The 25353-nt window shown below is 66.2% G+C and carries 22 protein-coding genes; 12 read left to right on the top strand and 10 right to left on the bottom strand.

The features are described 5' to 3' along the window. Positions 1-41: 41 nt before the first annotated feature. From fba to epd, 5 genes are all read right to left on the bottom strand, one after another. On the bottom strand, positions 42-1106 hold the full coding sequence (gene fba / locus ACUCV0_RS14130; protein ID WP_059316498.1) for a class II fructose-bisphosphate aldolase: 1065 nt from the start codon (positions 1104-1106) through the stop codon (positions 42-44). 118 nt (positions 1107-1224) lie between these two features. Next, the gene (locus ACUCV0_RS14125) at positions 1225-1554 is read right to left on the bottom strand and encodes an MliC family protein (RefSeq protein ID WP_059316499.1); all 330 of its coding nucleotides are present in this window, start codon (positions 1552-1554) and stop codon (positions 1225-1227) included. After that, entirely contained in the window at positions 1551-1748 is a 198-nt protein-coding gene (locus ACUCV0_RS14120; RefSeq protein ID WP_059316500.1) for a hypothetical protein, read from the bottom strand. Before ACUCV0_RS14120 ends, ACUCV0_RS14125 begins: the two co-directional genes overlap by 4 nt. A gap of 5 nt (positions 1749-1753) precedes the next feature. Further along, positions 1754-2917 carry a phosphoglycerate kinase gene (locus tag ACUCV0_RS14115; protein ID WP_059316501.1) on the bottom strand — a complete coding sequence of 388 codons (1164 nt, stop codon included), beginning with the start codon at positions 2915-2917 and terminating at the stop codon, positions 1754-1756. A 27-nt stretch (positions 2918-2944) separates the two neighbouring features. Beyond that, entirely contained in the window at positions 2945-3988 is a 1044-nt protein-coding gene (gene epd, locus ACUCV0_RS14110; RefSeq protein ID WP_271653281.1) for an erythrose-4-phosphate dehydrogenase, read from the bottom strand. A gap of 461 nt (positions 3989-4449) precedes the next feature. Here epd and nrdH point away from each other — a divergent pair, with 461 nt between their 5' ends. The 7 genes from nrdH (at position 4450) to ACUCV0_RS14075 (ending at position 12852) form a co-directional block, all read left to right on the top strand. Beyond that, complete coding sequence (nrdH, locus tag ACUCV0_RS14105) at positions 4450-4674, top strand: glutaredoxin-like protein NrdH (protein ID WP_017639470.1); 225 nt, start codon at positions 4450-4452, stop codon at positions 4672-4674. 10 nt (positions 4675-4684) lie between these two features. Beyond that, a complete protein-coding gene (gene nrdI / locus ACUCV0_RS14100) occupies positions 4685-5089 on the top strand; it encodes a class Ib ribonucleoside-diphosphate reductase assembly flavoprotein NrdI (protein WP_482212954.1) in 405 nt (134 codons plus the stop codon). Continuing rightward, on the top strand, positions 5071-7212 hold the full coding sequence (nrdE, locus tag ACUCV0_RS14095; RefSeq protein WP_482212953.1) for a class 1b ribonucleoside-diphosphate reductase subunit alpha: 2142 nt from the start codon (positions 5071-5073) through the stop codon (positions 7210-7212). Before nrdI ends, nrdE begins: the two co-directional genes overlap by 19 nt. 10 nt (positions 7213-7222) lie before the next feature. Further along, the gene (nrdF, locus tag ACUCV0_RS14090) at positions 7223-8203 is read left to right on the top strand and encodes a class 1b ribonucleoside-diphosphate reductase subunit beta (RefSeq protein WP_059316503.1); all 981 of its coding nucleotides are present in this window, start codon (positions 7223-7225) and stop codon (positions 8201-8203) included. A 624-nt stretch (positions 8204-8827) separates the two neighbouring features. Continuing rightward, positions 8828-10363: an AlkA N-terminal domain-containing protein gene (locus ACUCV0_RS14085; protein WP_482212952.1), complete on the top strand. Its 1536-nt coding sequence runs from the start codon at positions 8828-8830 to the stop codon at positions 10361-10363. After that, positions 10363-10869: a methylated-DNA--[protein]-cysteine S-methyltransferase gene (locus ACUCV0_RS14080; protein ID WP_482212951.1), complete on the top strand. Its 507-nt coding sequence runs from the start codon at positions 10363-10365 to the stop codon at positions 10867-10869. Before ACUCV0_RS14085 ends, ACUCV0_RS14080 begins: the two co-directional genes overlap by 1 nt. A 117-nt stretch (positions 10870-10986) precedes the next feature. Then, complete coding sequence (locus ACUCV0_RS14075) at positions 10987-12852, top strand: type VI secretion system Vgr family protein (RefSeq protein ID WP_482212950.1); 1866 nt, start codon at positions 10987-10989, stop codon at positions 12850-12852. Positions 12853-12920: 68 nt separating this feature from the next. On the opposite strand, the gene tkt is transcribed toward ACUCV0_RS14075, so the two are convergent. The 5 genes from tkt to ACUCV0_RS14050 all read right to left on the bottom strand — a co-directional run bounded on the left by tkt (position 12921) and on the right by ACUCV0_RS14050 (position 18507). Further along, the gene (gene tkt / locus ACUCV0_RS14070) at positions 12921-14918 is read right to left on the bottom strand and encodes a transketolase (protein WP_271653288.1); all 1998 of its coding nucleotides are present in this window, start codon (positions 14916-14918) and stop codon (positions 12921-12923) included. 83 nt (positions 14919-15001) lie between these two features. Then, on the bottom strand, positions 15002-15601 hold the full coding sequence (locus ACUCV0_RS14065; RefSeq protein ID WP_482212949.1) for a PqiC family protein: 600 nt from the start codon (positions 15599-15601) through the stop codon (positions 15002-15004). Then, positions 15598-17244, bottom strand: a complete 1647-nt coding sequence (locus ACUCV0_RS14060; RefSeq protein WP_482212948.1) for a PqiB family protein — start codon at positions 17242-17244, stop codon at positions 15598-15600. Before ACUCV0_RS14060 ends, ACUCV0_RS14065 begins: the two co-directional genes overlap by 4 nt. Continuing rightward, positions 17228-17869: a paraquat-inducible protein A gene (locus ACUCV0_RS14055; protein WP_059316510.1), complete on the bottom strand. Its 642-nt coding sequence runs from the start codon at positions 17867-17869 to the stop codon at positions 17228-17230. The genes ACUCV0_RS14060 and ACUCV0_RS14055 overlap by 17 nt, the downstream gene beginning before the upstream one ends. Beyond that, positions 17866-18507, bottom strand: a complete 642-nt coding sequence (locus ACUCV0_RS14050) for a paraquat-inducible protein A (protein WP_059316511.1) — start codon at positions 18505-18507, stop codon at positions 17866-17868. Before ACUCV0_RS14050 ends, ACUCV0_RS14055 begins: the two co-directional genes overlap by 4 nt. A 215-nt stretch (positions 18508-18722) precedes the next feature. Between ACUCV0_RS14050 and ACUCV0_RS14045 the strand changes: the two genes are divergently transcribed. From ACUCV0_RS14045 to ACUCV0_RS14025, 5 genes are all read left to right on the top strand, one after another. Beyond that, positions 18723-19721: an ArsR/SmtB family transcription factor gene (locus tag ACUCV0_RS14045; RefSeq protein ID WP_482212947.1), complete on the top strand. Its 999-nt coding sequence runs from the start codon at positions 18723-18725 to the stop codon at positions 19719-19721. Between the two features lie 116 nt (positions 19722-19837). Then, on the top strand, positions 19838-21028 hold the full coding sequence (gene metK / locus ACUCV0_RS14040; RefSeq protein ID WP_059316513.1) for a methionine adenosyltransferase: 1191 nt from the start codon (positions 19838-19840) through the stop codon (positions 21026-21028). Between the two features lie 170 nt (positions 21029-21198). Next, positions 21199-21828: a phosphatase PAP2 family protein gene (locus tag ACUCV0_RS14035; protein WP_482212946.1), complete on the top strand. Its 630-nt coding sequence runs from the start codon at positions 21199-21201 to the stop codon at positions 21826-21828. Positions 21829-21981: 153 nt separating this feature from the next. Further along, positions 21982-23028 carry a polyamine ABC transporter substrate-binding protein gene (locus ACUCV0_RS14030; RefSeq protein WP_482212945.1) on the top strand — a complete coding sequence of 349 codons (1047 nt, stop codon included), beginning with the start codon at positions 21982-21984 and terminating at the stop codon, positions 23026-23028. Beyond that, positions 23015-25339: a putative bifunctional diguanylate cyclase/phosphodiesterase gene (locus tag ACUCV0_RS14025; protein ID WP_482212944.1), complete on the top strand. Its 2325-nt coding sequence runs from the start codon at positions 23015-23017 to the stop codon at positions 25337-25339. The genes ACUCV0_RS14030 and ACUCV0_RS14025 overlap by 14 nt, the downstream gene beginning before the upstream one ends. Positions 25340-25353 lie beyond the last annotated feature (14 nt).

The raw sequence follows: 25353 nt of genomic DNA, 5'->3' as shown, positions 1-25353 counted from the left end.
ATAAAAAAAGGCCCCGTAAGGGGCCTTTTCTACAGCCGGGATCAGTTGACCTTGGGATCCAGTTCGCCGCGGGCATAGCGCTCGAACATGGCATCCAGGGAGATCGGCTTGATCTTGGAGGCCTGGCCGGCAGTGCCGAAGGCTTCGTAACGGGCGATGCAGACTTCGCGCATGGCGGTCACGGTCTTGGCCAGGTACTTGCGCGGATCGAACTCGCTACGGTTCTTGGCCATGAACTCGCGGATGGCACCGGTGGAGGCCAGACGCAGGTCGGTATCGATGTTGACCTTGCGGACGCCGTACTTGATGCCTTCGACGATCTCTTCGACCGGCACGCCGTAGGTTTCCTTGATGTCGCCACCGTACTCGTTGATGATCTTCAGCCACTCCTGGGGCACCGAGCTGGAGCCGTGCATGACCAGATGGGTGTCCGGGATGCGCGCATGGATTTCCTTGATGCGCTGGATCGACAGAGTGTCCCCGGTCGGCGGCTTGGTGAACTTGTAGGCGCCGTGGCTGGTGCCGATGGCGATGGCCAGGGCATCGACCTTGGTGGCCTTGACGAACTGGGCGGCCTCTTCCGGATCGGTCAGCAGCTGGCTGTGATCCAGGGTACCTTCGGCGCCCACGCCGTCTTCTTCACCGGCCATGCCGGTTTCCAGGCTGCCCAGGCAACCCAGCTCACCTTCCACGGACACGCCACAGGCATGGGCGAAGGCCACGGTCTGCTGAGTGACGCGCACGTTGTAGTCGTAGTCCGACGGCGTCTTGCCGTCGGCCATCAGCGAGCCGTCCATCATCACCGAGGAGAAGCCCAGCTGGATGGAGCGCTGGCAGATGTCGGGGGTGGTGCCGTGGTCCTGGTGCATGACCACCGGGATGTGCGGGAATTCTTCCACCGCGGCCAGGATCAGGTGACGCAGGAAGGGAGCGCCGGCGTACTTGCGGGCACCGGCGGAGGCCTGGACGATGACCGGCGAATCGGTCTTGTCGGCGGCTTCCATGATGGCGCGCATCTGCTCGAGGTTGTTGACGTTGAAGGCCGGGACGCCATAGCCGAATTCGGCGGCGTGATCCAGCAGCTGACGCATGCTGACGAGTGCCATTGGTGATTATCTCCCTACAAAGGCGGTGGTGGCGCCAGCCTGCATGAGCGGCTGGCAGGGTTCAAGCGGCCGACCCCTGGCCGCTGTGGATTAATCGGTTCAGCTGACATTCGCCGCTTCAAGGCGTCCGGCAGCCACGGCCGATGAGGTCGTTGTTGGCGATCCAGTAGACAAGTCCCTGGTCGCCACGAATATGGAAAGCCACCAGCCCATCGGTATAGGACTGGCCATCGGTGGCCGGTTCGCGATTGAGATGACGGATCAGGCCATCGCCTTCCAGCTTGAGGTCGACGATGGACTGGCTGCGATCCACATAGCGCCAGTCGAAGGCCGCCTTGGAATCGCAGACCCAGTGCGTCCAGCCGCCGGTCTGCTGCGCACCGCGGCCGGCACAGCCGGCCAACAGGGCGAGACTCAGCAGACCGAGGGCGAACGTACGCCCCTTCACTGGGCGCAGCCGCTGGTGGGACGACCGGCGTTGGCGTTGCCGGTGAGCGTGTCCACGCGCTCGTTGTTCTGTGCCGTCGGGGTAGCGGCGGACACCGGCGGCGGCGAGAACACCGCGCAGGCCTTGTCGGCATTGCCGCCGGCACAACCGGCCAGCACGAATACAGCGGAACACACGAGCAGCGGCGTACGCATGGCGATTACTCCTGGGCGCGTTGCTGGAGGACTTCCACGGCCGGCAGGACCTTGCCCTCGACGAATTCGAGGAAGGCGCCACCACCGGTGGAGATATAGGAGACCTTTTCACCGATGCCGTACTTGTCGATGGCGGCCAGGGTGTCGCCACCGCCGGCAATGGAGAAGGCGTCGCTGTCGGCGATGGCCTGGGCCAGGGTGCGGGTGCCTTCGCCGAACTGATCGAATTCGAAGACGCCTACCGGCCCGTTCCAGAGGATGGTCTTGGCCGACTTCAACAGGTCGGCGAACTGCTGGGCGCTGACCGGGCCGATGTCGAGGATCATGTCGTCGTCGGCCACGTCGTTGATCGACTTGGTGACGGCTTCGGCGGTCTCGGCGAATTCCTTGGCGACCACCACGTCCACCGGCAGCGGCACGCTGACCTTGGCGGCGATGGCCTTGGCGGTGTCCACCAGATCGGCTTCATACAGCGACTTGCCGACCTTGTAGCCGGCCGCGGCCAGGAAGGTATTGGCGATGCCGCCGCCGACGATCAGCTGGTCGCAGATCTGCGCCAGGGAATTCAGCACGTCCAGCTTGGTGGAGACCTTGGAGCCGGCGACGATGGCGGCCATCGGGCGGGCGGGATTGCCCAGCGCCTTGCCCAGGGCATCCAGCTCGCCGGCCAGCAGCGGACCGGCCGCGGCGACCTTGGCGAACTTGGCCACGCCGTGGGTCGAGCCCTCGGCGCGGTGGGCGGTGCCGAAGGCATCCATGACGAAGACGTCGCACAGGGCGGCGTATTGCTTCGCCAGCTCGTCGGCGTTCTTCTTCTCGCCCACGTTGAAGCGCACGTTTTCCAGCAGCACCAGCTGGCCCGGCTCGACCTGGACGCCGCCCAGGTAATCTTTCACCAGCGGCACCTCACGGCCCAGGGCCTTGCCCAGGTAGGCAGCGACCGGCGCCAGGCTGTTTTCCTCGCTGAATTCGCCCTCGGTGGGACGGCCCAGGTGCGAGCAGACGATCACCGCAGCACCCTTTTCCAGGGCCAGCTTGAGGGTGGGCAGGGCGGCGACCAGACGGGCATCGCTCTTGATCTGGCCTTCCTTCACCGGAACGTTGAGGTCTTCGCGAATCAGGACGCGCTTACCCTTCAGATCGAGGTCGCTCATTTTCAACACGGACATACAGGCAATCCCTTAGTTGTGCTTGTTTCAGGTGGGCTTGGCGATGCGCAGCCAATGGCCGGCGACGTCGAGCATGCGGTTGGCGAAGCCCCATTCGTTGTCGAACCAGACCAGCAGGTTGACCAGCCGGGGGCCGGAGACGCGGGTCTGGCTGCCATCGACGATGGCGGAATGGGGATCGTGGTTGAAATCGCAGGAGGCGTGGGGCAACTCGGTGTAGTCGATCAGCCCGGCCAGGGGGCCGCTCTGCGCGGCGTCACGCAACAGGGTGTTGAGCGCTGGAGCGGTGGTGTCCTGGCCGACGATGCAGGTGATGTCCAGGCAGGAGACGTTGACCGTGGGCACGCGCACGGCGCGGGCCTGGATGCGCCCGCCGAGCTCCGGCAGCAGGCGCTCGATGCCTCGCGCCAGGCCGGTCGCCACCGGAATGATCGACTGGAACGCCGAACGCGTCCGCCGCAGATCTTCGGCATGGTAGGCGTCGATCACAGGCTGGTCGTTCATGGCCGAGTGAATCGTGGTGATGGAGACGTACTCCAGACCCAGGGTCTCGTGCAAAAGTTTCAGCACCGGGACGCTGCAGTTGGTGGTGCAGGAGGCATTCGAGACCAGGGCCTCGTCACCGCGCAGGGTCTGCTGGTTGACCCCGTAGACCACGGTGGCGTCCACGTCGGTCTCGCTGACCATGGGCTGGGAGAACAGCACCCGCGGGGCGCCAGCGGCCAGAAAGCGCCCGGCCTCGACGCGGGTGCTGAAGGCACCGGAGCATTCCAGCACCAGATCGACGTCCAGCGCCGCCCAGTCGACCCGCTCGGGCTCGGCCTCGCGGCGGATCTCCAGGGCTTGGTCGCCGATGCGTAGTCGCTCGCCGTCCAGCGCTACCCGGCCGGGAAAGCGGCCATGGGTGGAATCGAAGCGGGTCAGGTATTCGAGGCTGGGCCGGTCGGCCAGGTCGTTGAGGGCAACGATGCTCAGCTCCGTCGTCGTGCCCCGCTCGTGCAGGGCACGCAACACGCAACGACCGATACGACCGTAGCCGTTGAGAGCGAGGCGATAGCGAGCGGAACTCATGCGTGAACGGACTCGGGCGCAAGCGAAAGGCCGATTATGCGGCGGTTCGACGACGAATGGGAGTCGCCAGGGTAGCCCACCTGCCTTTCTCACTACAAAAAAGCGCCCTCCTTGGCAGACGCAGAAAAATTCCGCGGTCTGGCTTGGGCGTCCTGCGGTATCCGGGTCGGAGCGCTGTCTGCCGTGAATGGGCAGAGGTAGCTCCCAAGGAAGCCGGACTACCGGCCTGCCTGCGATGCCCTAGCAGAAACGGTCATCGAAGGCTGATAGAGCAGAGCCATGACCTAGATCAAAAACCCTACTTGTTGTGTTGTAGAAATTAAAAAACACCATATGTAGTATCTGGACCGAACTTGAGGCCCAAGCCGCACTCGAAGGAAAGGAGCCGCATCGCCACGGCGAACGCCGGCTGGCGCCAGGCTTTTTCCCTTGAGTTCGCCCACTAAGGACAGGAGTCAGCCATGACCATCACCATCTACAGCAAGCCCGCCTGCGTACAGTGCAACGCCACCTATCGCGCCCTGGACCGTCAGGGGATCACCTATGAGGTGGTGGATATCGAGCAGGATGCCCAGGCGCGCCAGACCGTGGAGTCCCTGGGCTATCGCCAGGTGCCGGTGGTGGTGGCCGGTGATGACCACTGGGCCGGTTTCCGCCCGGACAAGCTCGGTCAGCTGGTGGCCTGAGGCTAGGGCCATGGGTGAGCTGCTGTATTTCTCCAGCACCTCGGAGAACACCCACAGATTCGTCGAGAAACTCGGTCTGCCGGCGCGGCGTATCCCTCAGGATCCCGCCGCCGAACCGCTCAAGGCCTGCGTGCCCTACATCCTGGTGCTACCGACCTATGGCGGCGGGGGCAGCAAGGGCGCGGTGCCCAAGCCGGTGATCCATTTTCTCAACGATCCGCACAATCGCGCCCTGATCCGCGGCGTCATTGCCGCCGGCAACACCAACTTCGGCGAGGGCTACTGCCTGGGTGGACGCATCGTCGCCCAGAAATGCGCGGTGCCCCTGCTCTACCAATTCGAATTGCTCGGCACGACGGAGGACGTCGACCGGGTGCGCACGGGAGTGAACGACTTTTGGCAACGTCAGGCCTGACCCCGACCGGCAGCGACGCGGACTATCACGCACTCAATGCCATGCTCAATCTCTATGGCTCCAATGGCGAGCTGCAGCTCGACAAGGACCGCCAGGCGGCGCGGCAATACTTCCTGCAGCACGTCAACCAGAACACGGTGTTCTTCCATAACCTGGACGAGAAACTTGGCTATCTGGTGGACAAGGGCTACTACGAGGCGGCGGTGCTGGAGCAGTATGCCCCGGCCTTCGTGAAGGCGCTGTTCGAGCGCGCCTATGCCTACAAATTCCGTTTCCAGAGCTTTCTCGGCGCCTTCAAGTACTACACCAGCTACACCCTCAAGACCTTCGACGGCCAGCGCTACCTGGAACGCTACGAGGATCGGGTGTGCATGGTCGCCCTGAGTCTGGCGCGTGGTGACGAACAGTTGGCCGAGTCCCTGGTGGACGAGATGATCAGCGGGCGCTTCCAGCCGGCCACCCCGACCTTTCTCAACGCCGGCAAGCGCCAGCGCGGCGAGCTGGTGTCCTGCTTCCTCCTGCGCATCGAAGACAACATGGAGTCCATTGGCCGCGCCGTGAATTCGGCGCTGCAGCTCTCCAAGCGTGGCGGCGGCGTGGCCTTCCTGCTGAGCAACGTGCGCGAGGTCGGGGCACCGATCAAGCGTATCGAGAACCAGTCCTCGGGCATCATCCCGATCATGAAGCTCCTGGAAGACGCCTTCTCCTACGCCAACCAGCTGGGCTCACGCCAGGGCGCCGGCGCCGTCTACCTCAATGCCCACCACCCGGACATCCTCAGGTTCCTCGATACCAAGCGCGAGAACGCCGACGAGAAGATCCGCATCAAGACCCTGTCCCTCGGCGTGGTGATTCCCGACATCACCTTCGAGCTGGCCAAGCGCAATGCCGACATGTACCTCTTCTCGCCCTACGACGTGGAGCGGGTCTATGGCGTGCCCTTCGCCGACATCAGCGTCAGCGAGAAATACGCGGAGATGGTCGCCGATGCGCGCATCCGCAAGCGCAAGATCAACGCCCGGGAATTCTTCCAGACCCTGGCGGAGATCCAGTTCGAGTCCGGCTACCCGTACCTGATGTTCGAAGACACGGTGAACCGCGCCAACCCCATCGCCGGGCGCATCAACATGAGCAACCTCTGCTCGGAGATCCTCCAGGTCAACACCCCCAGCCGTTTCGACGAAGACCTGGGCTACGAGCACATCGGCCAGGACATCTCCTGCAACCTGGGCTCCCTGAACATCGCCCGCACCATGGATTCACCGGACCTGGGCCGCACCGTGGAAACCGCCATCCGCGGTCTCACCGCGGTCTCGGAGATGAGCGACATCCGTTGTGTGCCCTCGGTGGCCGCCGGCAACGCCGCCTCCCACGCCATCGGCCTGGGCCAGATGAACCTGCACGGCTACCTGGCCCGCGAGCACATCCACTACGGCTCGGCGGAAGGCCTGGATTTCACCAACCTGTACTTCTACACCGTCACCTACCACGCGGTGCGCGCCTCCAATCGCCTGGCCATCGAACGCGGCCAGAGCTTCCAGGGTTTCGCCGACTCCAAGTACGCCAGTGGCGAGTACTTCGATCAGTACACCGAGGGCGACTTCACCCCGCGTACCCCGCGGGTGGCAGAGCTGTTCGAGATGGCCGGCATCCGCCTGCCGACCCGCGCCGACTGGCAGGAACTCAAGGCCTCGGTGATGCAACACGGACTGTTCAACCGCAACCTCCAGGCCATCCCGCCCACTGGGTCGATCTCCTATATCAACCACTCCACTTCGAGCATCCACCCCATCGTTGCCAAGGTGGAGATCCGCAAGGAAGGCAAGCTGGGCCGCGTCTACTACCCGGCGCCCTACCTGGCCGACGACAACCAGGAGTATTACCAGGACGCCTACGAGATCGGCCCGGAAAAGATCATCGACACCTATGCCGAGGCCACCCGCCATGTCGACCAGGGGCTGTCGCTGACGCTGTTCTTCCGCGACACCGCCACCACCCGCGACATCAACCGGGCGCAGATATACGCCTGGAAGAAAGGCATCAAGACGCTCTATTACATACGCCTGCGCCAGGCCGCCCTGGAAGGCACCGAGGTGCAGGGCTGCGTGTCCTGCAGCCTGTGAGGAAATCGCCATGAACGCACCCGTCAACGCGCCGCGCCTGAATCGCATCAACGCCATCAACTGGAACCGTATCCAGGACGACAAGGACCTGGAAGTGTGGAACCGCCTGACCGGCAACTTCTGGCTGCCGGAAAAGATCCCGCTGTCCAACGACATCCCCTCCTGGGCGACCCTGACGCCCAAGGAGCAGCAGCTGACCATCCGCGTCTTCACCGGCCTGACCCTGCTGGACACCATCCAGAACGCCGTGGGCGCCCCGACCCTGCTGGCCGATGCCGTCACCCCCCACGAAGAGGCGGTGATCGCCAACATCGGCTTCATGGAAGCGGTGCATGCGCGCTCCTACAGCTCGATCTTTTCTACCCTCTGCTCGACGCCGGATGTGGACGAGGCCTATCGCTGGAGCGAGGAGAATCCCTATCTGCAGACCAAGGCCGACCTGATCCTGGCGCGCTACCACGCGGACGACCCGCTGCTGCGCAAGGTGGCCAGCGTCTTTCTGGAATCCTTCCTCTTCTATTCGGGCTTCTATCTGCCGATGTACTGGTCCAGCCGCGCCAAGCTGACCAACACCGCCGACCTGATCCGCCTGATCATTCGCGACGAGGCAGTGCACGGCTACTACATCGGCTACAAATTCCAGCAGGCCCTGGCCAAGGAAAGCCCGGAGCGCCGCCAGCAGGTCAAGGACTTCGCCTACGAACTCCTGCAGGACCTCTACGACAACGAGGTGGCCTACACCGAGGACCTCTACGACAGCGTGGGCTGGAGCGAGGACGTGAAGAAATTTCTCCACTACAACGCCAACAAGGCGCTGATGAACCTGGGCTTCGAAGCGCTGTTCCCCAGCAGCATGACCGACGTCAGCCCGGCGATCCTGGCCGCCCTGTCGCCCAGTGCCGACGAGAACCACGACTTCTTTTCCGGCTCGGGCTCGTCCTATGTCATCGGCAAGGCGGTGAGTACCGAAGACGAGGATTGGAATTTCTGAGCTAATTCGCTGCTCCAGCAAGCCCCTTCCTGGGAGAGGGCTGAGGTGAGGGCGCCCCTCGCGACGAAGTCCTCAGCGGAAAAGGCTGCGCCGTTTTTCAGGCTACGGCGTTGAGCCGGCCGCCTGCTCCGAAAACTCCCTCTCCCTCTGGGAGAGAGTTGGGGTGAGGGCGCCCCTCACGACGAAGTCCTCTGCGGAAAAGGCTGCGCCGTTTTCCACGCTACGGCGTTGAGCCGGCCGCCTGCTCCGAAAACTCCCTCTCCCTTTGGGAGAGAGTTGGGGTGAGGGCGCCCCTCGCGACGAAGTCCTCTGCGGAAAAGGCTGCGCCGTTTTCCAGGCTAAGGCGTTGAGCCGGCAGCCTGCTCCGAAAACTCCCTCTCCCTCTGGGAGAGGGTTGGGGTGAGGGCGCGCCTCGCGACGAGGTCCTCAGCGGAAAAGGCTGCCCCGTTTTCCAGGCTACGGCGCTGATGCCTGATCGCGGCCATGGGCCGCTCCTACAGAAGTTTGACGTTCCTTTAGGAGCGGCCGCATCGGCGGACCGCCATGGCCGCGATAGATCTCTACCTCAGCGGTCCTGTCCGAAAACGGCCAGTCACCCCTACCCGGCGGTGCTAACCTGCCGCCATGAACGCCTTCCCCGACATTCCCGCCTTCGAACGTGCCCGCCTCGCGCGGGACCCGCGTTTCGACGGCCTGTTCTATACCGCGGTGCTCACCACCGGCATCTATTGCCGACCGGTATGCCCGGCGCAACCGCCGCGCCCGGAAAACGTCAGCTACTACCCCAGCGCCGCGGCCGCCGAAGCCGCCGGCTATCGCCCCTGCCTGAGGTGCCGCCCCGAGCTCTCCCCCGCCGGCGGCCACTGGCAACGCGGCGACGCCACCCTGGCCCGCGCCCTGCGACTGATGGACGAAGGCCTAGAGGAAGGCGGTCTTCCCGCTCTCGCCGCCCGGCTCGACCTCAGCGAACGCCAGTTGCGGCGACTGTTCGTCGAACGCCTGGGCGCCGCACCCCTGGCGGTGCTCACTACCCGCCGACTGTTGTTCGCCAAGCAATTGCTCAGCGAGACCCGGCTGCCGATCACCGAGGTAGCCCTGGCCGCCGGCTTCGGCAGTCTGAGACGCTTCAACACCGCCTTTCGCGACGCCTACGGCCTGGCCCCCAGCCAGGTGCGCAAGGGTCAGGCCGCGCCTTCGCCAGTGCTGGTCCTGCGTCTGGCCTATCGTCCGCCCTACGACTTCGCCGCCCAGCTGGATTTTCTCCGCGGTCATGCGCTGCCCGGCGTCGAGGTGCTGGACGACAGCAGCTATGCCCGGGTGATCGGCACGCCTGAACAACCGGGCTGGCTGCGCGTCTCGGCCTGGGATGCCGACACGCCGGCGCTGCGTCTGGAGCTGCACGGCGCCGCGCCTGGCGAGCTGCAGGCGGCAGTGGCACGAATCCGCCGCATGTTCGATCTGGATGCCGATCCGGAAGCCATTGCCCAGGGCCTGGCGGTCGATCCGACCCTGGCCGAGCTGGTGGCGCGCCGGCCGGGCCTGCGCCTGCCCAGTGGTTGGGACGGCTTCGAGATCGCCGTGCGCGCCGTCATCGGCCAGCAGGTCAGCGTGGTGGCGGCCACCACCATGACCGCCCGGGTGGTGCAGCGCTTCGGGCGGCCTTGGGGCGAGCCCGGCCACGAGGCCAGTCGCCCGCCAGCCGGCCTGCACCACTTCTTTCCCACGGTGGAGGCCCTGGCCGATGCCGCCCTGGAAGACCTCACCGGCCTCGGCCTGATCCGCGCCCGCGCCGGCACCCTGGGCACCGTGGCCCGGGCCTTGCGCGCCGGCGAGGTGGACTTCGACACCGGACGCACCCTGGACGACTTCACCCGGCGCTGGATCGCCCTCAAGGGCATCGGCCCCTGGACCGCCCAGTACATCGCCCTGCGCGCCCTGGCCCACCCCGATGCCTGTCCGGTGGAAGACCTGGTGCTGCAGAAACGCCTGGCACCGCCCGGCGAGCGCCTGACCGCCAAGGCGCTGTATGCCCGTGCCGAAGCCTGGCGGCCCTGGCGCGCCTATGGGGTGATGCAGGTTTGGCGCGAGGCCACCTGGAAGGCCCCCGCCGATACTCCCGCCGAACCCGTCCCTACCCGTCTCGCCAAGGAGTCGCCCTGATGATCGCCTATTGCCTGCTGGACAGCCCCATCGGCCCTCTCACCCTGGCCGCCGACGACAGCGGTCTGCGCGTGGTGGAATTTCCCGAGAATCGCTACCTGGCCAAGCGCGACAGCAGCTGGGTCGCCGCCGACCATCCGATCCTGGCCCTGACCCGCACGCAACTTGGCGAGTATTTCGCCGGCCGACGCCAGCGCTTCGAGCTGCCCCTGGCGCCGCTCGGCACCCCCTTCCAGCTGGAGGTCTGGCAGGCCCTGGCGGAGATCCCTCACGGCCAGACCTGGAGCTACGGCCAACTGGCCAGCCATCTCGGCCGACCCCAGGCGCGGCGCGCGGTGGGCGCCGCCAACGGCCGCAATCCGTTGCCCATCGTGCTGCCCTGCCACCGGGTGATAGGGGCGTCCGGTGCCCTGACCGGCTTTGGCGGGGGGTTGCCGACCAAGCAATTCTTGCTGGAACTGGAAGGAGCCTTGCCACCGCAGCAGGATCTCCTCGCCCTGGGCTAGCCCGCTACTGCGCCAGAATTCGCCTGTGAAATCGCTCTAGAATGCGCCTCTTGCAGCTTGAACCTGTGCAGTCTGGCTGATCACATGGGAGTTTTCGATTCGCAAGGATGCGATCCGATGTTCACTCCAGCCGATACCCCTCAGTTCACCCTGACGCTGGACGGCGTCGCCCATGATTTCCAGATCCTCGCCTTTGAGGGCACCGAGGCCATCGGTAGGCCCTATCGCTTCCAGCTGGAGCTGGTCAGCGAACGACCGGACTGGCCGCTGGAATCGCTGCTGCATCGCCGCGCCTTTCTCGGCCTGGGCCCGGGGGACGCGGGTATCAACGGTCAGATCGCCGCCGTCGCCCAGGGGGATTCCGGCCACCGCCTGACCCGTTATCGCATCGAACTGGTGCCGCGCCTGGCCTACCTCGCCCACCGGACCAATTCCCGCATCTTCCAGGGGCTCAGCGTCCCCGAGATCCTCGCCCAGTTGCTCCAGGAACACGGCATCCTCGAAGGCGACTATCGCTTCGCCCTGGGTCCGACGGTCTATCCAACGCGCGACTACTGCGTGCAATACCGCGAAAGCGATCTCGCCTTTCTCAATCGGCTGTGCGAAGAAGAGGGCCTGCACTATCACCATCAACAGCGCCGCGACGGCCATGTGCTGGTGTTTGGCGATGATGCCACCTGTTTCCCACGGCTCGGCGCCACCCGCTACCTGCCTGGCAGCGGGCTGGTGGCGGACGAAGCGGTGATCAGCCATTTCGCGGTCGGCCTGCAGACCCGTAGCAGCGCCACCACCCTGCGTGACCACGACCCTCTGCAGCCGCGGCTACGCCTGGAAAGCCGGGCGGACGCGACTTCACCACCCGCCCTGGAACACTATGGCTTTCCCGGTCGTTTCATCGATCGCGAAACCGGCAAGCGCCTGAGCGCACGGCGTCTGGAGAGCCTGAGGCTCGACGCCCACCAGGCGCAGGGCACGAGCGATCGAGCAGGCCTGGTGAGTGGTCACTTCCTGCTGCTGGAGCAGCATCCCCATGGCGACTGGAACCAGCTCTGGTTGCTGACCGAGATCCACCATCAGGGGCGCCAGCCCCAGGTACTGGAAGAAAGCCTGCCCAACCCGTCTGTGGAGGATGGCTTGCGCCAGGGCTATCGCAACACCTTCGTCGCCCTCCCCTCGACGGTGCCCTTTCGCCTGCCCCGCCGTCATCCCAGACCGACCGTGCTGGGCGCCCAGACCGCCGTGGTGACTGGTCCGGCCGGCGAGGAGATCCACTGCGACGCCCTTGGCCGGGTCAAGGTGCAATTCCACTGGGATCGCCAGGGCCAGGCGGATGAGCGCAGCAGCTGCTGGCTGCGCGTCGCCAGCGGCTGGGCCGGGCCGGGCTACGGCGCCCTGGCCGTGCCGCGGATCGGCATGGAGGTGCTGGTGGGCTTTCTAGAAGGCGATCCCGACCAGCCGCTGGTGATCGGCTGCCTGCATCACGCCGAACACCGACCGCCGCTGGAGCTGCCCCGGGACAGGACCCGCAGCACCTTCAAGAGCCTGAGCAGCCCGGGCGGCAACGGTTACAACGAACTGCGCCTGGAGGATCGCCAGGGCCAGGAGGAAATCCACCTCCATGCCCAACGCGACTGGGACGAACGTATCGGTCATGACCACCGCAGCGAGATTGGCCACGAGCGCCATCAGCGGATCGGCGCCAACAGCTACAGCACCTTCCACGCCGAAGAGCACCGCATCACCCATGGCGAACGCCGCACCGAGGTGCGCGCCGATGACCACCTGGACGTCAGCGAGAGTCAGCACCTGCGCCTGGATGGCGGCCTGTTCGTCGAAGCCGGTAGCGAAATCCAGCTGCAAAGCGGACAGAAGATCGTCCTGGAAGCCGGCGCCCGCCTGACGCTCAAGGCTGGCGGCAGTTTCGTCCAGCTGGATGCCGGGGGCGTCACGCTGGTGGGGCCGAGCATTCGGGTGAATCCCTGAGCGCCTGCTGAATGTCAGGCATGAAAAAGCCCCGCCTAGGCGGGGCTTTTCGTATTACCGCGGCACGCTTAGTCTTCCAGCAACTCGCCGGCGACCGCCAGGACGTTGTCCAGGGTGAAGCCGAAGTGCTCGAAGAGCGCCGCCGCCGGAGCGGATTCGCCGTAGGTGTGCATGCCGATGATACGACCGTCGAGACCGACGTACTTGTACCAGAAGTCGGCAATGCCGGCCTCGATGGCGATGCGCGCGCCAACTTCCACCGGCAGGACCTGCTGGCGGTACTCGGGGCTCTGGCGGTCGAAGACGCTGGTGCTGGGCATGGAGACCACGCGCACCTGGCGACCTTCGGCGGTCAGGCGGTCATAGGCCTGCACCGCCAGACCCACTTCGGAACCGGTGGCGATGAGGATCAGCTCGGGTTCGCCCACGCAGTCCTTGAGCACGTAGCCGCCGCGAGCGGCGTTGCCCAGGGTGGCTTCGTCGCGCACGCTGTGGACCAGGTTCTGGCGGGAGAAGATCAGCGCGCTGGGGCCGTCGCGACGTTCCAGGGCCGAGGTCCAGGCGATGGCGGATTCCACCGCGTCGGCCGGACGCCAGGTGTCCAGGTTGGGGGTGTAGCGCAGCGAGGCCAGCTGCTCCACCGGCTGGTGGGTGGGGCCGTCCTCGCCGAGGCCGATGGAGTCGTGGGTGAAGACATAGAGCACCCGCTGCTTCATCAGCGCCGACATGCGCACCGCGTTGCGGGCGTATTCCATGAACATCAGGAAGGTGGCGCCGTAGGGCACCAGGCCGCCGTGCAGGGCGACGCCGTTCATGATGGCGCTCATACCGAATTCACGCACGCCGTAGTGGACATAGTTGCCGCTGGCGTCTTCGGCGGTGACGCCCTTGGCGCCCTTCCACAGGGTCAGGTTGGAGCCGGCCAGGTCGGCGGAACCGCCGAGCAACTCGGGCAGCAGCGGACCAAAGAACTGCAGGGCGTTCTGGCTGGCCTTGCGGCTGGCGATGGTCTCGCCCTTGCTGGCGACGTCCTGGATGAAGGCGGCGGCGCGCTCGGCGAAATCGGCGGGCAGGTCACCGGCCATGCGGCGCTTGAACTCGGCGGCGAGCTGCGGATGGGCCTGGGCGTAGGCGGCGAAACGCTCGTTCCACTCGGCCTCGGCGGCGGCGCCGCGCTCCCGGGCACTCCACTCGGCATAGATGTCGGCGGGGATCTCGAAAGGCGCATGGGACCAGCCGAGCAATTCGCGCGCGGCCTGGATCTCGTCGTTGCCCAGGGGGGCGCCGTGGCACTCTTCCTTGCCCTGCTTGTGCGGGGCGCCGTAGCCGATCACGGTCTTGCAGCAGATCAGGGTGGGCTTGTCGCTCTTGCGCGCGGTGTCCAGGGCGGTCTGGATCTCGTCGGCGTCATGGCCGTCGACGTTGCGGATCACCTGCCAGCCATAGCTCTCGAAGCGCTTGGGGGTGTCGTCGGTGAACCAGCCCTCGACCTCGCCATCGATGGAGATGCCGTTGTCGTCGTAGAAGGCGATCAGCTTGGACAGGCCCAGGGTGCCGGCCAGGGAGCAGGCCTCGTGGGAGACGCCTTCCATCATGCAGCCATCGCCCAGGAAGGCGTAGGTATGGTGGTCGACGATCTGGTGGCCGTCGCGGTTGAACTGGGCGGCCATGACCTTTTCCGCCAGGGCGAAGCCCACGGCGTTGGCGATGCCCTGGCCCAGCGGACCGGTGGTGGTCTCGATGCCCGGGGCGTAGCCGTACTCGGGGTGGCCCGGGGTCTTGCTGTGCAGTTGACGGAAATTCTTCAGGTCGTCGATGGACAGGTCGTAGCCGGACAGGTGCAGCAGCGAATAGATGAGCATGGAGCCGTGGCCGTTGGACAGCACGAAGCGGTCACGGTCGGCCCACTGGGGATTGCCAGGGTTGTGCTTGAGCTGATCGTGCCAGAGCACTTCGGCGATATCGGCCATACCCATGGGGGCGCCGGGGTGGCCACTGTTGGCCTTTTGCACGGCATCCATGCTGAGGGCACGGATGGCGTTGGCTCGATCACGACGGCTGGGCATTGCGGTGTCTCCTGGCAGAGGCAGAGCGAAAGGGCGGCCATTTTCGCTCAGCCAGGGCACTTCCAGCAATCGGCGCGGTCGCCTCAGCCTGCCGGGCAGATCGTATCGCCGTCGGCTACGAAGGCACGCGCCACCGGCTCGATGCGCTTGGCCAGGACGCTCAGCGCCTGGCGATGCGCCGCGACGACCTCGACATAGGAGCCGCCAGCGGGCTGGCTGATCCGGCTGCCGCAGGTGAGCACCCGCTCGCCCCCGGGCTCGGCCAACCGCAGGGTCCAGAGCGCGTCCTGCTGGACCCCACGCCCGGGCTGCGAATCGAAGCGCTGCAGGTCCACCTTGATGCGCAGCACCGGTGCGCCGCTGCCACGGGGGGCATCGCCCAGGTCCAGGGTGCCCAGGTCCTGGGACAGGTCGGCGGACAGCGCACTGCGGACCTCGTCGGCCAGAGGGGCGATCCAGCGCTCGTTTTCCAGCAGCGCGATGCCCTCGCCCTGGCGGATCACCAGCTGCGGCTGATCCACCTGCGGCGGGACCGAGACGCCCTGTAGCGCGAAGCGAAAGCTGGCCGCGTGACCATTGGCAGCGGGCTCCGCGGCGCTGGTGAGGGTGTGGTAGTTGAGCGGCGCCTTGGACGAACAGGCGGCCAGCAGCAGGGGCAGAGCCAGGCAGGTCAGGCGCTTCATTGCAGTTTTCCTTTGGCGGGATCGCGGGAGCCCGGCTCGAACTTGGGCGGCGGATCGGTCACCAGGCCGCGGATCAGGGATTCCGGATGGCGGCCCAGGTAGTCGCCGAACACGCGCAGGGAGCGCGCCATGCGCTGCATCTCTTCGAGCGTCTGGGTCAGGTTCTGCTGCACCGGCGAGTCGGCACCCAGACTCTGGCTGGCGCTGCCGGTGAGCTGCTGCACGCCCATCAGGGTGGTGGTCAGCTGCGGCAGGACGCCCGCGTTGAGCTGCTTGAGAGTGCCACTGAGCTGCGCCAGGCTGGTGTCGAGATTCTTGCCGATGGAATCGAAGGGAATCTTGTCGATCTTGTTGACGATGCCGGCCATCTGCTCCTGCAGGCGATCGAAACTGCCGGTGACGGTGGGGATCGACAGCGGCTTGGCCTTGGGATCGAAGGCCACCTTGGGCGCGTTGGGCACGAAGTCGACGGAGATGTACAGCTGACCGGTCAGCAGGTTGCCGGTACGGGCCTGGGCGCGCAGGCCGCGGGCCACCCAACCGGCGAATAGCCTGCCATCGCGGTCCTTGGTCTCGATGCGCTTGCCGACGTCCCCCAATCGCTGGGGATAGATGACGGCGCCGACGATTAGCGAGAAGCGATCCTGGGCATCGTCGTAATCGGGGGTCAGGGAGACCACCCGGCCCACGTTCATGCCGAGGAATTCCACCGGCGCGCCGGTGGCGAGGCCACGCAGCGACTGCTGGAATCTCATGCGCACATAGATGGGCTCGCCGTCCGGTGGTGCCAGGGCGCTGGTCTGATCGTCGAACAGGGTGAAGCCCTGGTCTTCCTGGGCCGCCTCCGGATCCTTCGGCCACTCCGGGGTGACGAAGGCGATGCCGCCCGCCACCACCGTGGCCAGCGACTGGGTGTTGAGCTTGAGTCCGGACGCACTGAGCGAGACGTCGACCCCGCTGGCGTTCCAGAAGCGGCTATTGACGGTGACGAAGCGGTCGTAGGGCGAATCGACGAAGATCTGGGCGCTGACGCCCTTGCCGTCCGGGTTGAGGTGGAAGGACACCACCCGGCCGACCTGGATGCGCCGGTAATAGACCGGCGAGCCCACGTCCAGCGAGCCGATGTCGTCGGCGGTGACGATGAATCTCTTGCCCGAGGCGCCATGGATCAGCGCCGGCGGCTGCTCCAGGCCGCGGAAGTCGCGATGGGATTCGGTGGAGTCGCCGATATCGGCCCCGATGAAGGCGCCCGACACCAGGGTGTCGACCCCCGAGACGCCATTCACGCCGAAGCGCGGCCGCACCACCCAGAAGCGCGCGTCCTTGGTGGCGAAGCCCTCGGCGGACTTCTCCAGCTCGATGGTGGTGATCACCCGATTGCGATCCGGCGCCAGCTGGATGTCGCTGACGGTGCCGATCACCACGTTCTTGTACTTGACCTGGGTCTTGCCGGCTTCCAGGCCCTCGGCGGTGAGAAAGGTCACCGTGATGGTCGGTCCGCGCGAGGCCCAGCTGTGGATCACCATGGACAGCCCGATCAAGGCCGCCACGATGGGCACCAGCCAGATCAGCGATACGCTCCAGCGACTGCGGCGTACCTCGGGGGTAGGCGCCAGGGCGTCGGGTTCATGCCTGTCCGTCATCGTTCACCTCTGCATCCCAGATCAAGCGGGGATCGAAACTCATCGCGGCGAGCATCGTCAGCACCACCACGAAACCAAAGAACACGATGCCCAGGCGCGGCGCTGCCGAACTCAGGGCACCGAAATGCACCAGCGCCGAGACCAGGGCCACCACGATCACGTCGAGCATCGACCAGTAGCCGATCAGCTCGACGAAGCGATAGAGCCGGGCGCGCTGGGCGGTGGCCCAATCGCTGCGCCTCTGGCAGGTCACCAGCAGGGTGCCGAGCACCAGGAACTTGATGGAGGGCACCGCCACGCTGGCGATGAAGATAACCAGGGCAACGCCCCAGGAACCGTTCTCCCAGAATTCGATCACCCCTTCGAGGATGGTGCTTTCCGTGCCGCGGCCCAGGGTACCGGTGAACATCACCGGCAGGGTATTGGCCGGGATGTAGAGGATGAGCGCGGCCAGCAGGTAGGCCCAGGTCTTGGCATAGACATTCGGCTTGCGCCGGTGCAGCGCCGAGCCGCAGCGCGGGCAGCCGGCCTTGTGGCGACGGGGCGCCGTGCAGACGTTGCCGCAGACATGGCACAGGCAGAGGCCGAGCTCGTCGGCACGTGGCGGCAGCGGGGGCGCACTCATGGCTGGCGCGCTCCGACGGCGTCCCACAGCGGGTGCAGGTCGCGCTTGGCGATGATCAGCAGGACCACCATCAGTCCGACCATGCCGAACAGGCCCAGGCCCACCACCACGTGCAGCAGGCCGGCTAGCTTGATCACCGCCACCAGGGCGCCGAGCACGAAGACCTCGATCATGCTCCAGGGCCGCAGGTAATGCAGGGTCACCATGGCCGTGGCGAAACCGGGAGCGCGACGTCCGGCCTGGGCGAAGCCGAGCACCCAGAGCAGCAGCAGGATCTGCAGCAGCGGCACCACGAACAGGGTCATGGCCACCACCAGCGCCATGGGGCCGGCGAAGCCGCGACTCATGGCGATCACCGACTCCAGCAGGGTCGCCTCGCTGTGCAGGCCGCGAAAGCTCAGTTGCAAAATGGGGCCGACGTTGGCGATGACGAACAGCACCGCCGCAGCGATTGCCAAGGCCAGCAGGCCCTGGATGTCGAGGCGGCTGGCGCGATAGAGCAAGGCGCCGCAGCGCAGGCAATGCGCTCGCTCACCGACGGCGAGCGGCTCCAGGCGATGCACCGAATCGCAGTGCTCGCAGATCACCAGGCGCGTGCCAGCGGCAGGCGCGGAAGGGGATGTTGGCTGGACGGACATGAGGCTACCCGGGTGGCGCTCCTGGAGGGGGCTGCACGTTGGACGCGCGAGTCTCGCGGTCGTTACCGCAGGCCCGTGACGACTGCCGGCCAAACGGCCCCGGCATCTTACCTACATCTACGGACGTATGCGCGAGTCGATGCCCCGGACAAGTATCAAAACTTTTTGATGCTTTTCTTGCGAGCCCAGGAGCGGGTCTCTAGACTAGCGCCCCTATGACCCCGCTACGTGTGCCGGCGCTCGGCCGAGACCCAGGTGACACCCTCGCCGCCCTGTGCAAGGCCGGCGGCGATCCCCTGCGCCTGAATGTCCTGCGCGCCCTGCACAGTGCCTCCTTTGGCGTGCTGGAGCTGGCGCAGATCTTCGCCACCGGCCAGTCCGGCATCAGCCACCATCTCAAGGTGCTGGCCCAGGCCCAACTGGTGGCCACTCGCCGCGAGGGCAACGCCATCTTCTATCGTCGCGCCCTGCCCCGCCCCGGCAGCCTGGGCGGCGCCCTACACGCCGCCCTGCTCGAAGAGGTGGATGCCCTGGCCCTGCCCAGTGCGGTGCAGACGCGCATCGGCGAGGTGCATGCCCAGCGCGCCGCGGTGAGTCGCGATTTCTTCGCCCGGGTGGCGGAAAAATTCCAGGCCCAGCAGGACCTCATCGCCAGTCTGCCGCAGTATCGCGACGGCCTGCTCAGCCTGCTGGACGCCCTGGCCCTGGATCCGCGCGGCTGCGCCCTGGAGGTGGGCCCGGGCGACGGCGCCTTCCTGCCAGACCTGGCGCGGCGCTTCGCCCGGGTGGTGGCGGTGGACAACAGCCCGGCCATGCTCGAACTGGCGCGCCAGCGCTGCCAGCGCGACGGCCTCGCCCATGTCGACTTGCAGCTGGCCGACGCCCTCGCCGAGCCGCTGCCAGCGGCCGACTGCGTGGTCCTCAACATGGTCCTGCACCATCTGGCCGCACCGGCGGAAGCCCTGCAGCAACTGGCCCGGCGCGTGGCGCCGGGTGGCAGCCTGGTGATCACCGACCTCTGCCCCCACGACCAGACCTGGGCGCGTGCAGCCTGTGGCGATCTCTGGCTCGGCTTCGACCAGGACGAACTGGCGCGCTGGGCCCAGGCGGCCGGCCTGCAGGCGGGCGAGAGCCTCTACCTTGGCCTGCGCAATGGCTTTCAGATCCAGGTGCGCCAGTTCGCGCGCCCGGATCAGGGAAACACCCCGTCATGAGGCCAACTGGCCAGTGGCGGGCGGACCCGACGCTCAAGGGCGTCATGTCCAGCAAGAAAACTGCTGTCTCGACCGGCCTGCGGGCCCCTACCCCTTGGTAATTTAGGAACCATTCGATGAGCGAATATTCCCTGTTCACCTCCGAGTCCGTGTCCGAAGGCCATCCGGACAAGATCGCCGACCAGATCTCCGATGCCGTGCTCGACGCCATCATCACCCAGGACAAGCACGCCCGCGTGGCCTGCGAGACCCTGGTCAAGACCGGTGTGGCCATCGTCGCCGGTGAGGTCACCACCTCCGCCTGGGTCGACCTGGAGCAACTGGTGCGCGACGTCATCGTCGACATCGGCTACGACAGCTCGGACGTCGGCTTCGACGGCGCCACCTGCGGCATCGTCAACATCATCGGCAAGCAGTCGGTGGATATCGCCCAGGGCGTCGATCGCAGCAAGCCGGAAGACCAGGGCGCCGGTGACCAAGGCCTGATGTTCGGCTATGCCTGCAACGAAACCGATGTGCTGATGCCTGCGCCCATCACCTTCTCCCACCGTCTGGTGGAGCGCCAGGCCGAGGCACGCAAGTCGGGCCTGCTGCCCTGGCTGCGTCCGGACGCCAAGTCCCAGGTGACCTGCCGCTACGAAGGCGGCAAGGTGGTCGGCATCGACGCCATCGTGCTGTCCACCCAGCACAACCCCGAGGTCAAGTACGCCGACCTGCGCGAAGCCGTGATGGAGCTGATCGTCAAGCACGTCATCCCCGCCGAGCTGCTGCACAAGGACACCCAGTTCCACATCAACCCGACCGGCCAGTTCATCATTGGCGGCCCGGTGGGCGACTGCGGCCTGACCGGTCGCAAGATCATCGTCGACAGCTACGGCGGCATGGCCCGTCATGGTGGTGGCGCCTTCTCCGGCAAGGACCCGTCCAAGGTCGACCGCAGCGCCGCCTACGCCGGGCGCTACGTGGCCAAGAACATCGTTGCCGCGGGCCTCGCGGACCGTTGCGAGATCCAGGTGTCCTACGCCATCGGCGTGGCTCAGCCCACCTCCATCTCCATCAACACCTTCGGTACCGCCAAGATCAGCGACGAGAAGATCGTGCAGCTGGTGCGCGAGCATTTCGACCTGCGCCCCTACGCCATCACCACCATGCTCGACCTGCTCCACCCGATGTACCAGGCCACCGCGGCCTACGGTCACTTCGGCCGCCATCCCCAGGAAATCACCGTGGGCGATGACACCTTCACCACCTTCACCTGGGAACGTACCGACCGCGCCGCCGCTCTGCGCGCCGCTGCCGGCCTGTAAGACGCCTCCCGGTAAAAAGCCCCGCCACCGCTGGTGCCGGGGCTTTTTTCTGGGTCTGCCATCGGAATCCCAGCGCTTTCTTGCGCCAGTCCACAGGCTGGCATGCTCGATGCAACCTCTGGGCATCTGGTGGTCAGAATGCCTCGTCTTCTCCAGGAGTCTGCTTATCCATGTGGCTGTTCATCACCAACTTCGGCGATTCTTCGGTGATGCTTCCCTGCGCCGTCCTGATCGCACTCTGGCTGCTGGCCGGCCTGTCCGCGCGAGCGGCGTTGTTCTGGCTGCTGCTGTTTGGTACCGCCGGCCTCGCGGTCGCCCTGTCGAAGATCGCCTTCTTCGGCTGGGGCCTGGGCATTCCCCGCCTGGATTTCACCGGCTTCAGTGGCCACTCCATGCTGGTGGGCAGCGTGCTGCCGATCCTTGGCTGGCTGCTGGCCAGTCGGGCGCGACCGTCGCTACGGCTGACCGCGGCCGCCATCGGCGCCGCTTGCGCCCTGCTCATCGCGGTCTCGCGGGTGGTGCTGGGCTATCACTCGATCTCGGAAGTGGTGACCGGCCTGCCCATCGGCTATGCCGCCAGTGGCGGTCTGCTCTGGCTGCTGCGTGGCCAAGAGGTCAATCTCAAGCCACGCCAGGCAGCCCTGGGTGCAAGTCTGCTACTCCTGCCGCTGCTGTTGCTGCATGGCACCAACGCGCCGACGCAACGGGTGCTGGAACGCCTGGCGGTGAAATTTGCCGACGAGCAGAAGCCCTGGACCCGCGCCCACCAGCGTGCCGGGGTCGCCCCCTTGCAGAACTGAGGCGCATCGCTTGGCGCGTGCAATAGATGACGCATTGGCTGGCGAATACAGGCAGGCCTCCTAGACTGGCAGAAGCCCTGCGTTTCCTGGGGTGAACGTCCGGGTCCTTCGGCCCCTCCTATTGAAGTCAGCCCTTGCCGCCGAGTCGTCCGCATGCGCTACTGCCTGTTCCTCTGCAGCCTGGTGCTCACCGGTCTGCCTGCGTCACCCGTGGCGGCTGCCGAGCCCTTGCGGCTCTATACCTGGGAAGGCTATTTCAGCGATACCCTGCTGCAGCGCTGGGCCAAGAGCCATCCGCCGCTGCAGGAGATCCATTTCGACAGCAGCGACGTGCGCGACGCCACCCTGGCACGCGGCGATGCCACGCTCGACCTGGTGGTCATCAACGAAGTCAGCGCCACCCGCCTCGGCCAGGACGGCCTGCTGACGCGCATCGAGCCACACAGGCTGCCGCACCTGGCAGAACTCGACCCGCGCTGGCGTCACAGCTGCGGCGACTATGCCGTACCCTACGTATGGGGCACCCTGGGGCTGCTCTACCGCAGTGATCGCCTGGCCAAGGCACCAGACTCCTGGCAATCACTGCTGCAACCCGCCCCCGCCCTGCGCGGCCACATCGCCATGGTCGAAGATCATGATGACCTGCTGGTCGCTCCCCTGATCACCCTGGGGGGCGCGATCAACAGCAGCGATCCCGACCTGCTCAGACGCAGTTTCGCCCTGCTCAAGGCCCAGGCACCGGCAGTCCTTACCTATCAGTACGTGGTCAGCGCCCTGCGCAACCCGGCCTACAGCGACCTCATCGACCTGGCGCTGGGCTACAGTGGCGATCAACACCTGCTCAATGCCACCACGCCCGGACAGCCCTGGCGCTTCGTCACGCCCCGCGAGGGTAGCCTGCTCTGGGTGGACTGCCTGGCGGTGCCGAGCAATTCCCCACATCAGGCTGCCGCCGAGCGCTTCATCGACTTTCTCAACGAGCCGCATAACGCCCTGCTGGCCACGGAGGAACTGCACCTGGGGACGCCCAACGCCAGTGCCGCGCGCCTGTTGTCGGCGGACCTGCGCCAGGATCCCAGTCTGTTTCCTCCCGAAGACGTCCTCGCCCACAGTCAGCTATTTCGCGAAGGTCCGCCGGATACCTTCCAGACCCGGCAACGTATCGGCAGTGCCCTGGTGAGTCGCCATGAATCTCAATAGGCGCGTCCTGCTGCTGATCCTGCCGGTCGCCCTGCTCTGCAGCCTGACCCTGGTGGGACTGGGCTACACGGTGCAGCGCGAGGCGGTGATAGGGCTCGAACGCTCCCGGGTCAATCACGACCTGGCGGCGCTCGAAACCACCTATCGCGAGTACGATCAGTTCAGTCGCAACCTGCTCTATGCCCTGGCCAACAGCGCGGCGCTAGGCAACTTCCTGCGGCAGACCGACGTGCCCTATCGCAACGAAGCCCTGGGTACCCAGCTGCAACTGGCGGTCCAGCGACTGGTCGGCAACGATGCTCCCAGCCGCATCTCGCTGACGATCGCCCGACCGGACCTGAGCCTGGCCTACTACTACGAACGCAGCGACGATCCCTTCGCCCAGTTGGGCAGCCGGCAGCGGCAGCTGCTCGAACGCCTGGCGCGCGCACCGGACGGCCCCCTGGAACGCCGCGACTACCTGATCGACGAACAGGGCCAGTCGCTACTGGTGGCGACGACCGCGCTGCTGCCCAGTACGGCCGGGCCGCCTCTTCCTGGCCAGCGCGACCTGGCGATGACGCTGCAGTTGGCGGTCAGCCCGGAGCGGCTGGAAACGTTGCGGCGGACCCTCGAACAGACCTATGGCGCACCGCTGGAATTCTCTCGCACGCCGCCCGTACGGACTTCGGCATTCACGGCCGTCGAACGCCTGGCACCGGACCTCTATGTTCGTCTGAGTCCGGACCCACAGCACCTGCACGAGCAATTGCGCAGCCTGGCAGTGGCCTATTTCAGCGGCGGGCTGCTGGTGACCTTGGCCTGCATCCTGGTGCTGGTGATCCTCATTCGCCGCCATATCACCCTGCCCATCGCCCGCCTGGACAGCCAGCTCACCGAGGTCCTGGAAGGTCAGCGCCTGGCGCTCGAAGACAGCCGCGAGCCGGGCGAGATCGGCCATCTGGGCGCCAACATGAAGCGCCTGCACGACAACAACCTGGCCATCCTGGCGCAGCTGCGCACGGCCCTGCGCACCGACGTCCTGACCCAGATCGGCAACCGCCGCTACTTCCAGCTCATGGGCGAGTCCTGGCTGGCAGGAAAGCCGGACGGCCGTACCATCGCCCTGCTCTATTTCGGGCTCGACCATTTCAAGTCGGTGAACGACAGATTCGGCCACGAAGTAGGCGATGAATTGCTGCAGGCGATGGCCCGGCAGACGCAGCAGTTGCTCGCCGCCTATCAAGAGCGCAACGAAGTGGTCTTCACCCGTCTGGCTGGCGATGAGTTCGCCATCCTGCTGCGCGGATCGGCAGCGGCAACCGATGCCCTCGCCCTCGGTGAGGAACTGCAACGAAATTACGACAGCGGTACCCTGGTCGGCGAGCGGCGCTATGCCGTGACCCTGAGCATCGGCCTGGCCGCGCCCGAGGCTCCGCTGGACCTGGCCGACCTGCTGGCCCAGGCCGCCCTGGCCCTGGACCGGGCCAAGAGCGAAGGCGGCAATCGGCTGGTGCATTTCACTCCGGCGCTGGCTGCGCGCCAGCGTCGCCAGGATCTGCTGGACGAGTACCTGCGCCACCTCAACCCGGACGAGGAGTTTCACCTGGTCTACATGCCGGCGGTCGACAGTGCCGGTCAGGTACGCTCCGCCGAAACCCTGCTGCGCTGGAATTCGCCACGCCTCGGCGCCGTGTCGCCCGCGGAATTCATTCCCATCGCCGAGCGCCAGGGACATTTCCGCTGGATCGACCGCTGGGTCGTGGACCAGGCCTGCCGTGAGTATCCGGCCCTGCAGGAGATCCTGGGCAATGACTTGGTGCTGTCCGTCAACCTGTCGTCCGCGCAGCTGGACCAGGCCGATATCGTGCCCTACCTGCGCGAGCGGGTGCGCCACCACGGCGTCGATCCGGGCCACCTGGAGCTGGAATTCACCGAGACCTTCGCCGCCGAGCTGAACGAGCGCACCCTGGGGCTGCTGCACGAGCTGCGCGCCGAGGGCTTTCGCGTGGCCATCGATGACTTCGGCGTGGGCTACACCTCCATCCAGCAGGTCACCGACTATCCCGCCGACACCATCAAGTTCGACCGCCTGATCGTCGAGCGCCTCAGCCAACCCGGGAATCAGGCCAGCCTGGATGCGCTGATCGCCTTCTGCCATGCCCGCGACGCCCAGGTCATCGCCGAAGGCGTGGACACCGAGCAGAAGCAGCTCTGTCTGCACCAGGCCGGCTGCGATCTCCTGCAGGGCTTTCTGGTCTGCCCGCCGCGCCGACTGGACGAGCTAGGCGAATGGCAGCGCCAGCGACTGGGCAATCCCAGCCCGGTCTAGGGCTAAAGGGCAGC

Source organism: Pseudomonas sp. VMV1 (assembly GCF_056790235.1).
The sequence above is the reverse complement of the archived record's forward strand: the minus strand, read 5'-3'. Positions and strand labels throughout refer to the sequence as shown.

Excerpts from the sequence above, each read along its gene's own strand:
- fba (WP_059316498.1), bottom strand. The coding sequence starts at position 1,106 with ATGGCACTCGTCAGCATGCGTCAGCTGCTGGATCACGCCGCCGAATTC.
- ACUCV0_RS14120 (WP_059316500.1), bottom strand. The coding sequence starts at position 1,748 with ATGCGTACGCCGCTGCTCGTGTGTTCCGCTGTATTCGTGCTGGCCGGT.
- ACUCV0_RS14115 (WP_059316501.1), bottom strand. The coding sequence starts at position 2,917 with ATGTCCGTGTTGAAAATGAGCGACCTCGATCTGAAGGGTAAGCGCGTC.
- epd (WP_271653281.1), bottom strand. The coding sequence starts at position 3,988 with ATGAGTTCCGCTCGCTATCGCCTCGCTCTCAACGGCTACGGTCGTATC.
- nrdH (WP_017639470.1), top strand. The coding sequence starts at position 4,450 with ATGACCATCACCATCTACAGCAAGCCCGCCTGCGTACAGTGCAACGCC.
- nrdI (WP_482212954.1), top strand. The coding sequence starts at position 4,685 with ATGGGTGAGCTGCTGTATTTCTCCAGCACCTCGGAGAACACCCACAGA.
- nrdF (WP_059316503.1), top strand. The coding sequence starts at position 7,223 with ATGAACGCACCCGTCAACGCGCCGCGCCTGAATCGCATCAACGCCATC.
- ACUCV0_RS14085 (WP_482212952.1), top strand. The coding sequence starts at position 8,828 with ATGAACGCCTTCCCCGACATTCCCGCCTTCGAACGTGCCCGCCTCGCG.
- ACUCV0_RS14080 (WP_482212951.1), top strand. The coding sequence starts at position 10,363 with ATGATCGCCTATTGCCTGCTGGACAGCCCCATCGGCCCTCTCACCCTG.
- ACUCV0_RS14075 (WP_482212950.1), top strand. The coding sequence starts at position 10,987 with ATGTTCACTCCAGCCGATACCCCTCAGTTCACCCTGACGCTGGACGGC.
- tkt (WP_271653288.1), bottom strand. The coding sequence starts at position 14,918 with ATGCCCAGCCGTCGTGATCGAGCCAACGCCATCCGTGCCCTCAGCATG.
- ACUCV0_RS14065 (WP_482212949.1), bottom strand. The coding sequence starts at position 15,601 with ATGAAGCGCCTGACCTGCCTGGCTCTGCCCCTGCTGCTGGCCGCCTGT.
- ACUCV0_RS14060 (WP_482212948.1), bottom strand. The coding sequence starts at position 17,244 with ATGACGGACAGGCATGAACCCGACGCCCTGGCGCCTACCCCCGAGGTA.
- ACUCV0_RS14055 (WP_059316510.1), bottom strand. The coding sequence starts at position 17,869 with ATGAGTGCGCCCCCGCTGCCGCCACGTGCCGACGAGCTCGGCCTCTGC.
- ACUCV0_RS14050 (WP_059316511.1), bottom strand. The coding sequence starts at position 18,507 with ATGTCCGTCCAGCCAACATCCCCTTCCGCGCCTGCCGCTGGCACGCGC.
- ACUCV0_RS14045 (WP_482212947.1), top strand. The coding sequence starts at position 18,723 with ATGACCCCGCTACGTGTGCCGGCGCTCGGCCGAGACCCAGGTGACACC.
- metK (WP_059316513.1), top strand. The coding sequence starts at position 19,838 with ATGAGCGAATATTCCCTGTTCACCTCCGAGTCCGTGTCCGAAGGCCAT.
- ACUCV0_RS14035 (WP_482212946.1), top strand. The coding sequence starts at position 21,199 with ATGTGGCTGTTCATCACCAACTTCGGCGATTCTTCGGTGATGCTTCCC.
- ACUCV0_RS14030 (WP_482212945.1), top strand. The coding sequence starts at position 21,982 with ATGCGCTACTGCCTGTTCCTCTGCAGCCTGGTGCTCACCGGTCTGCCT.
- ACUCV0_RS14025 (WP_482212944.1), top strand. The coding sequence starts at position 23,015 with ATGAATCTCAATAGGCGCGTCCTGCTGCTGATCCTGCCGGTCGCCCTG.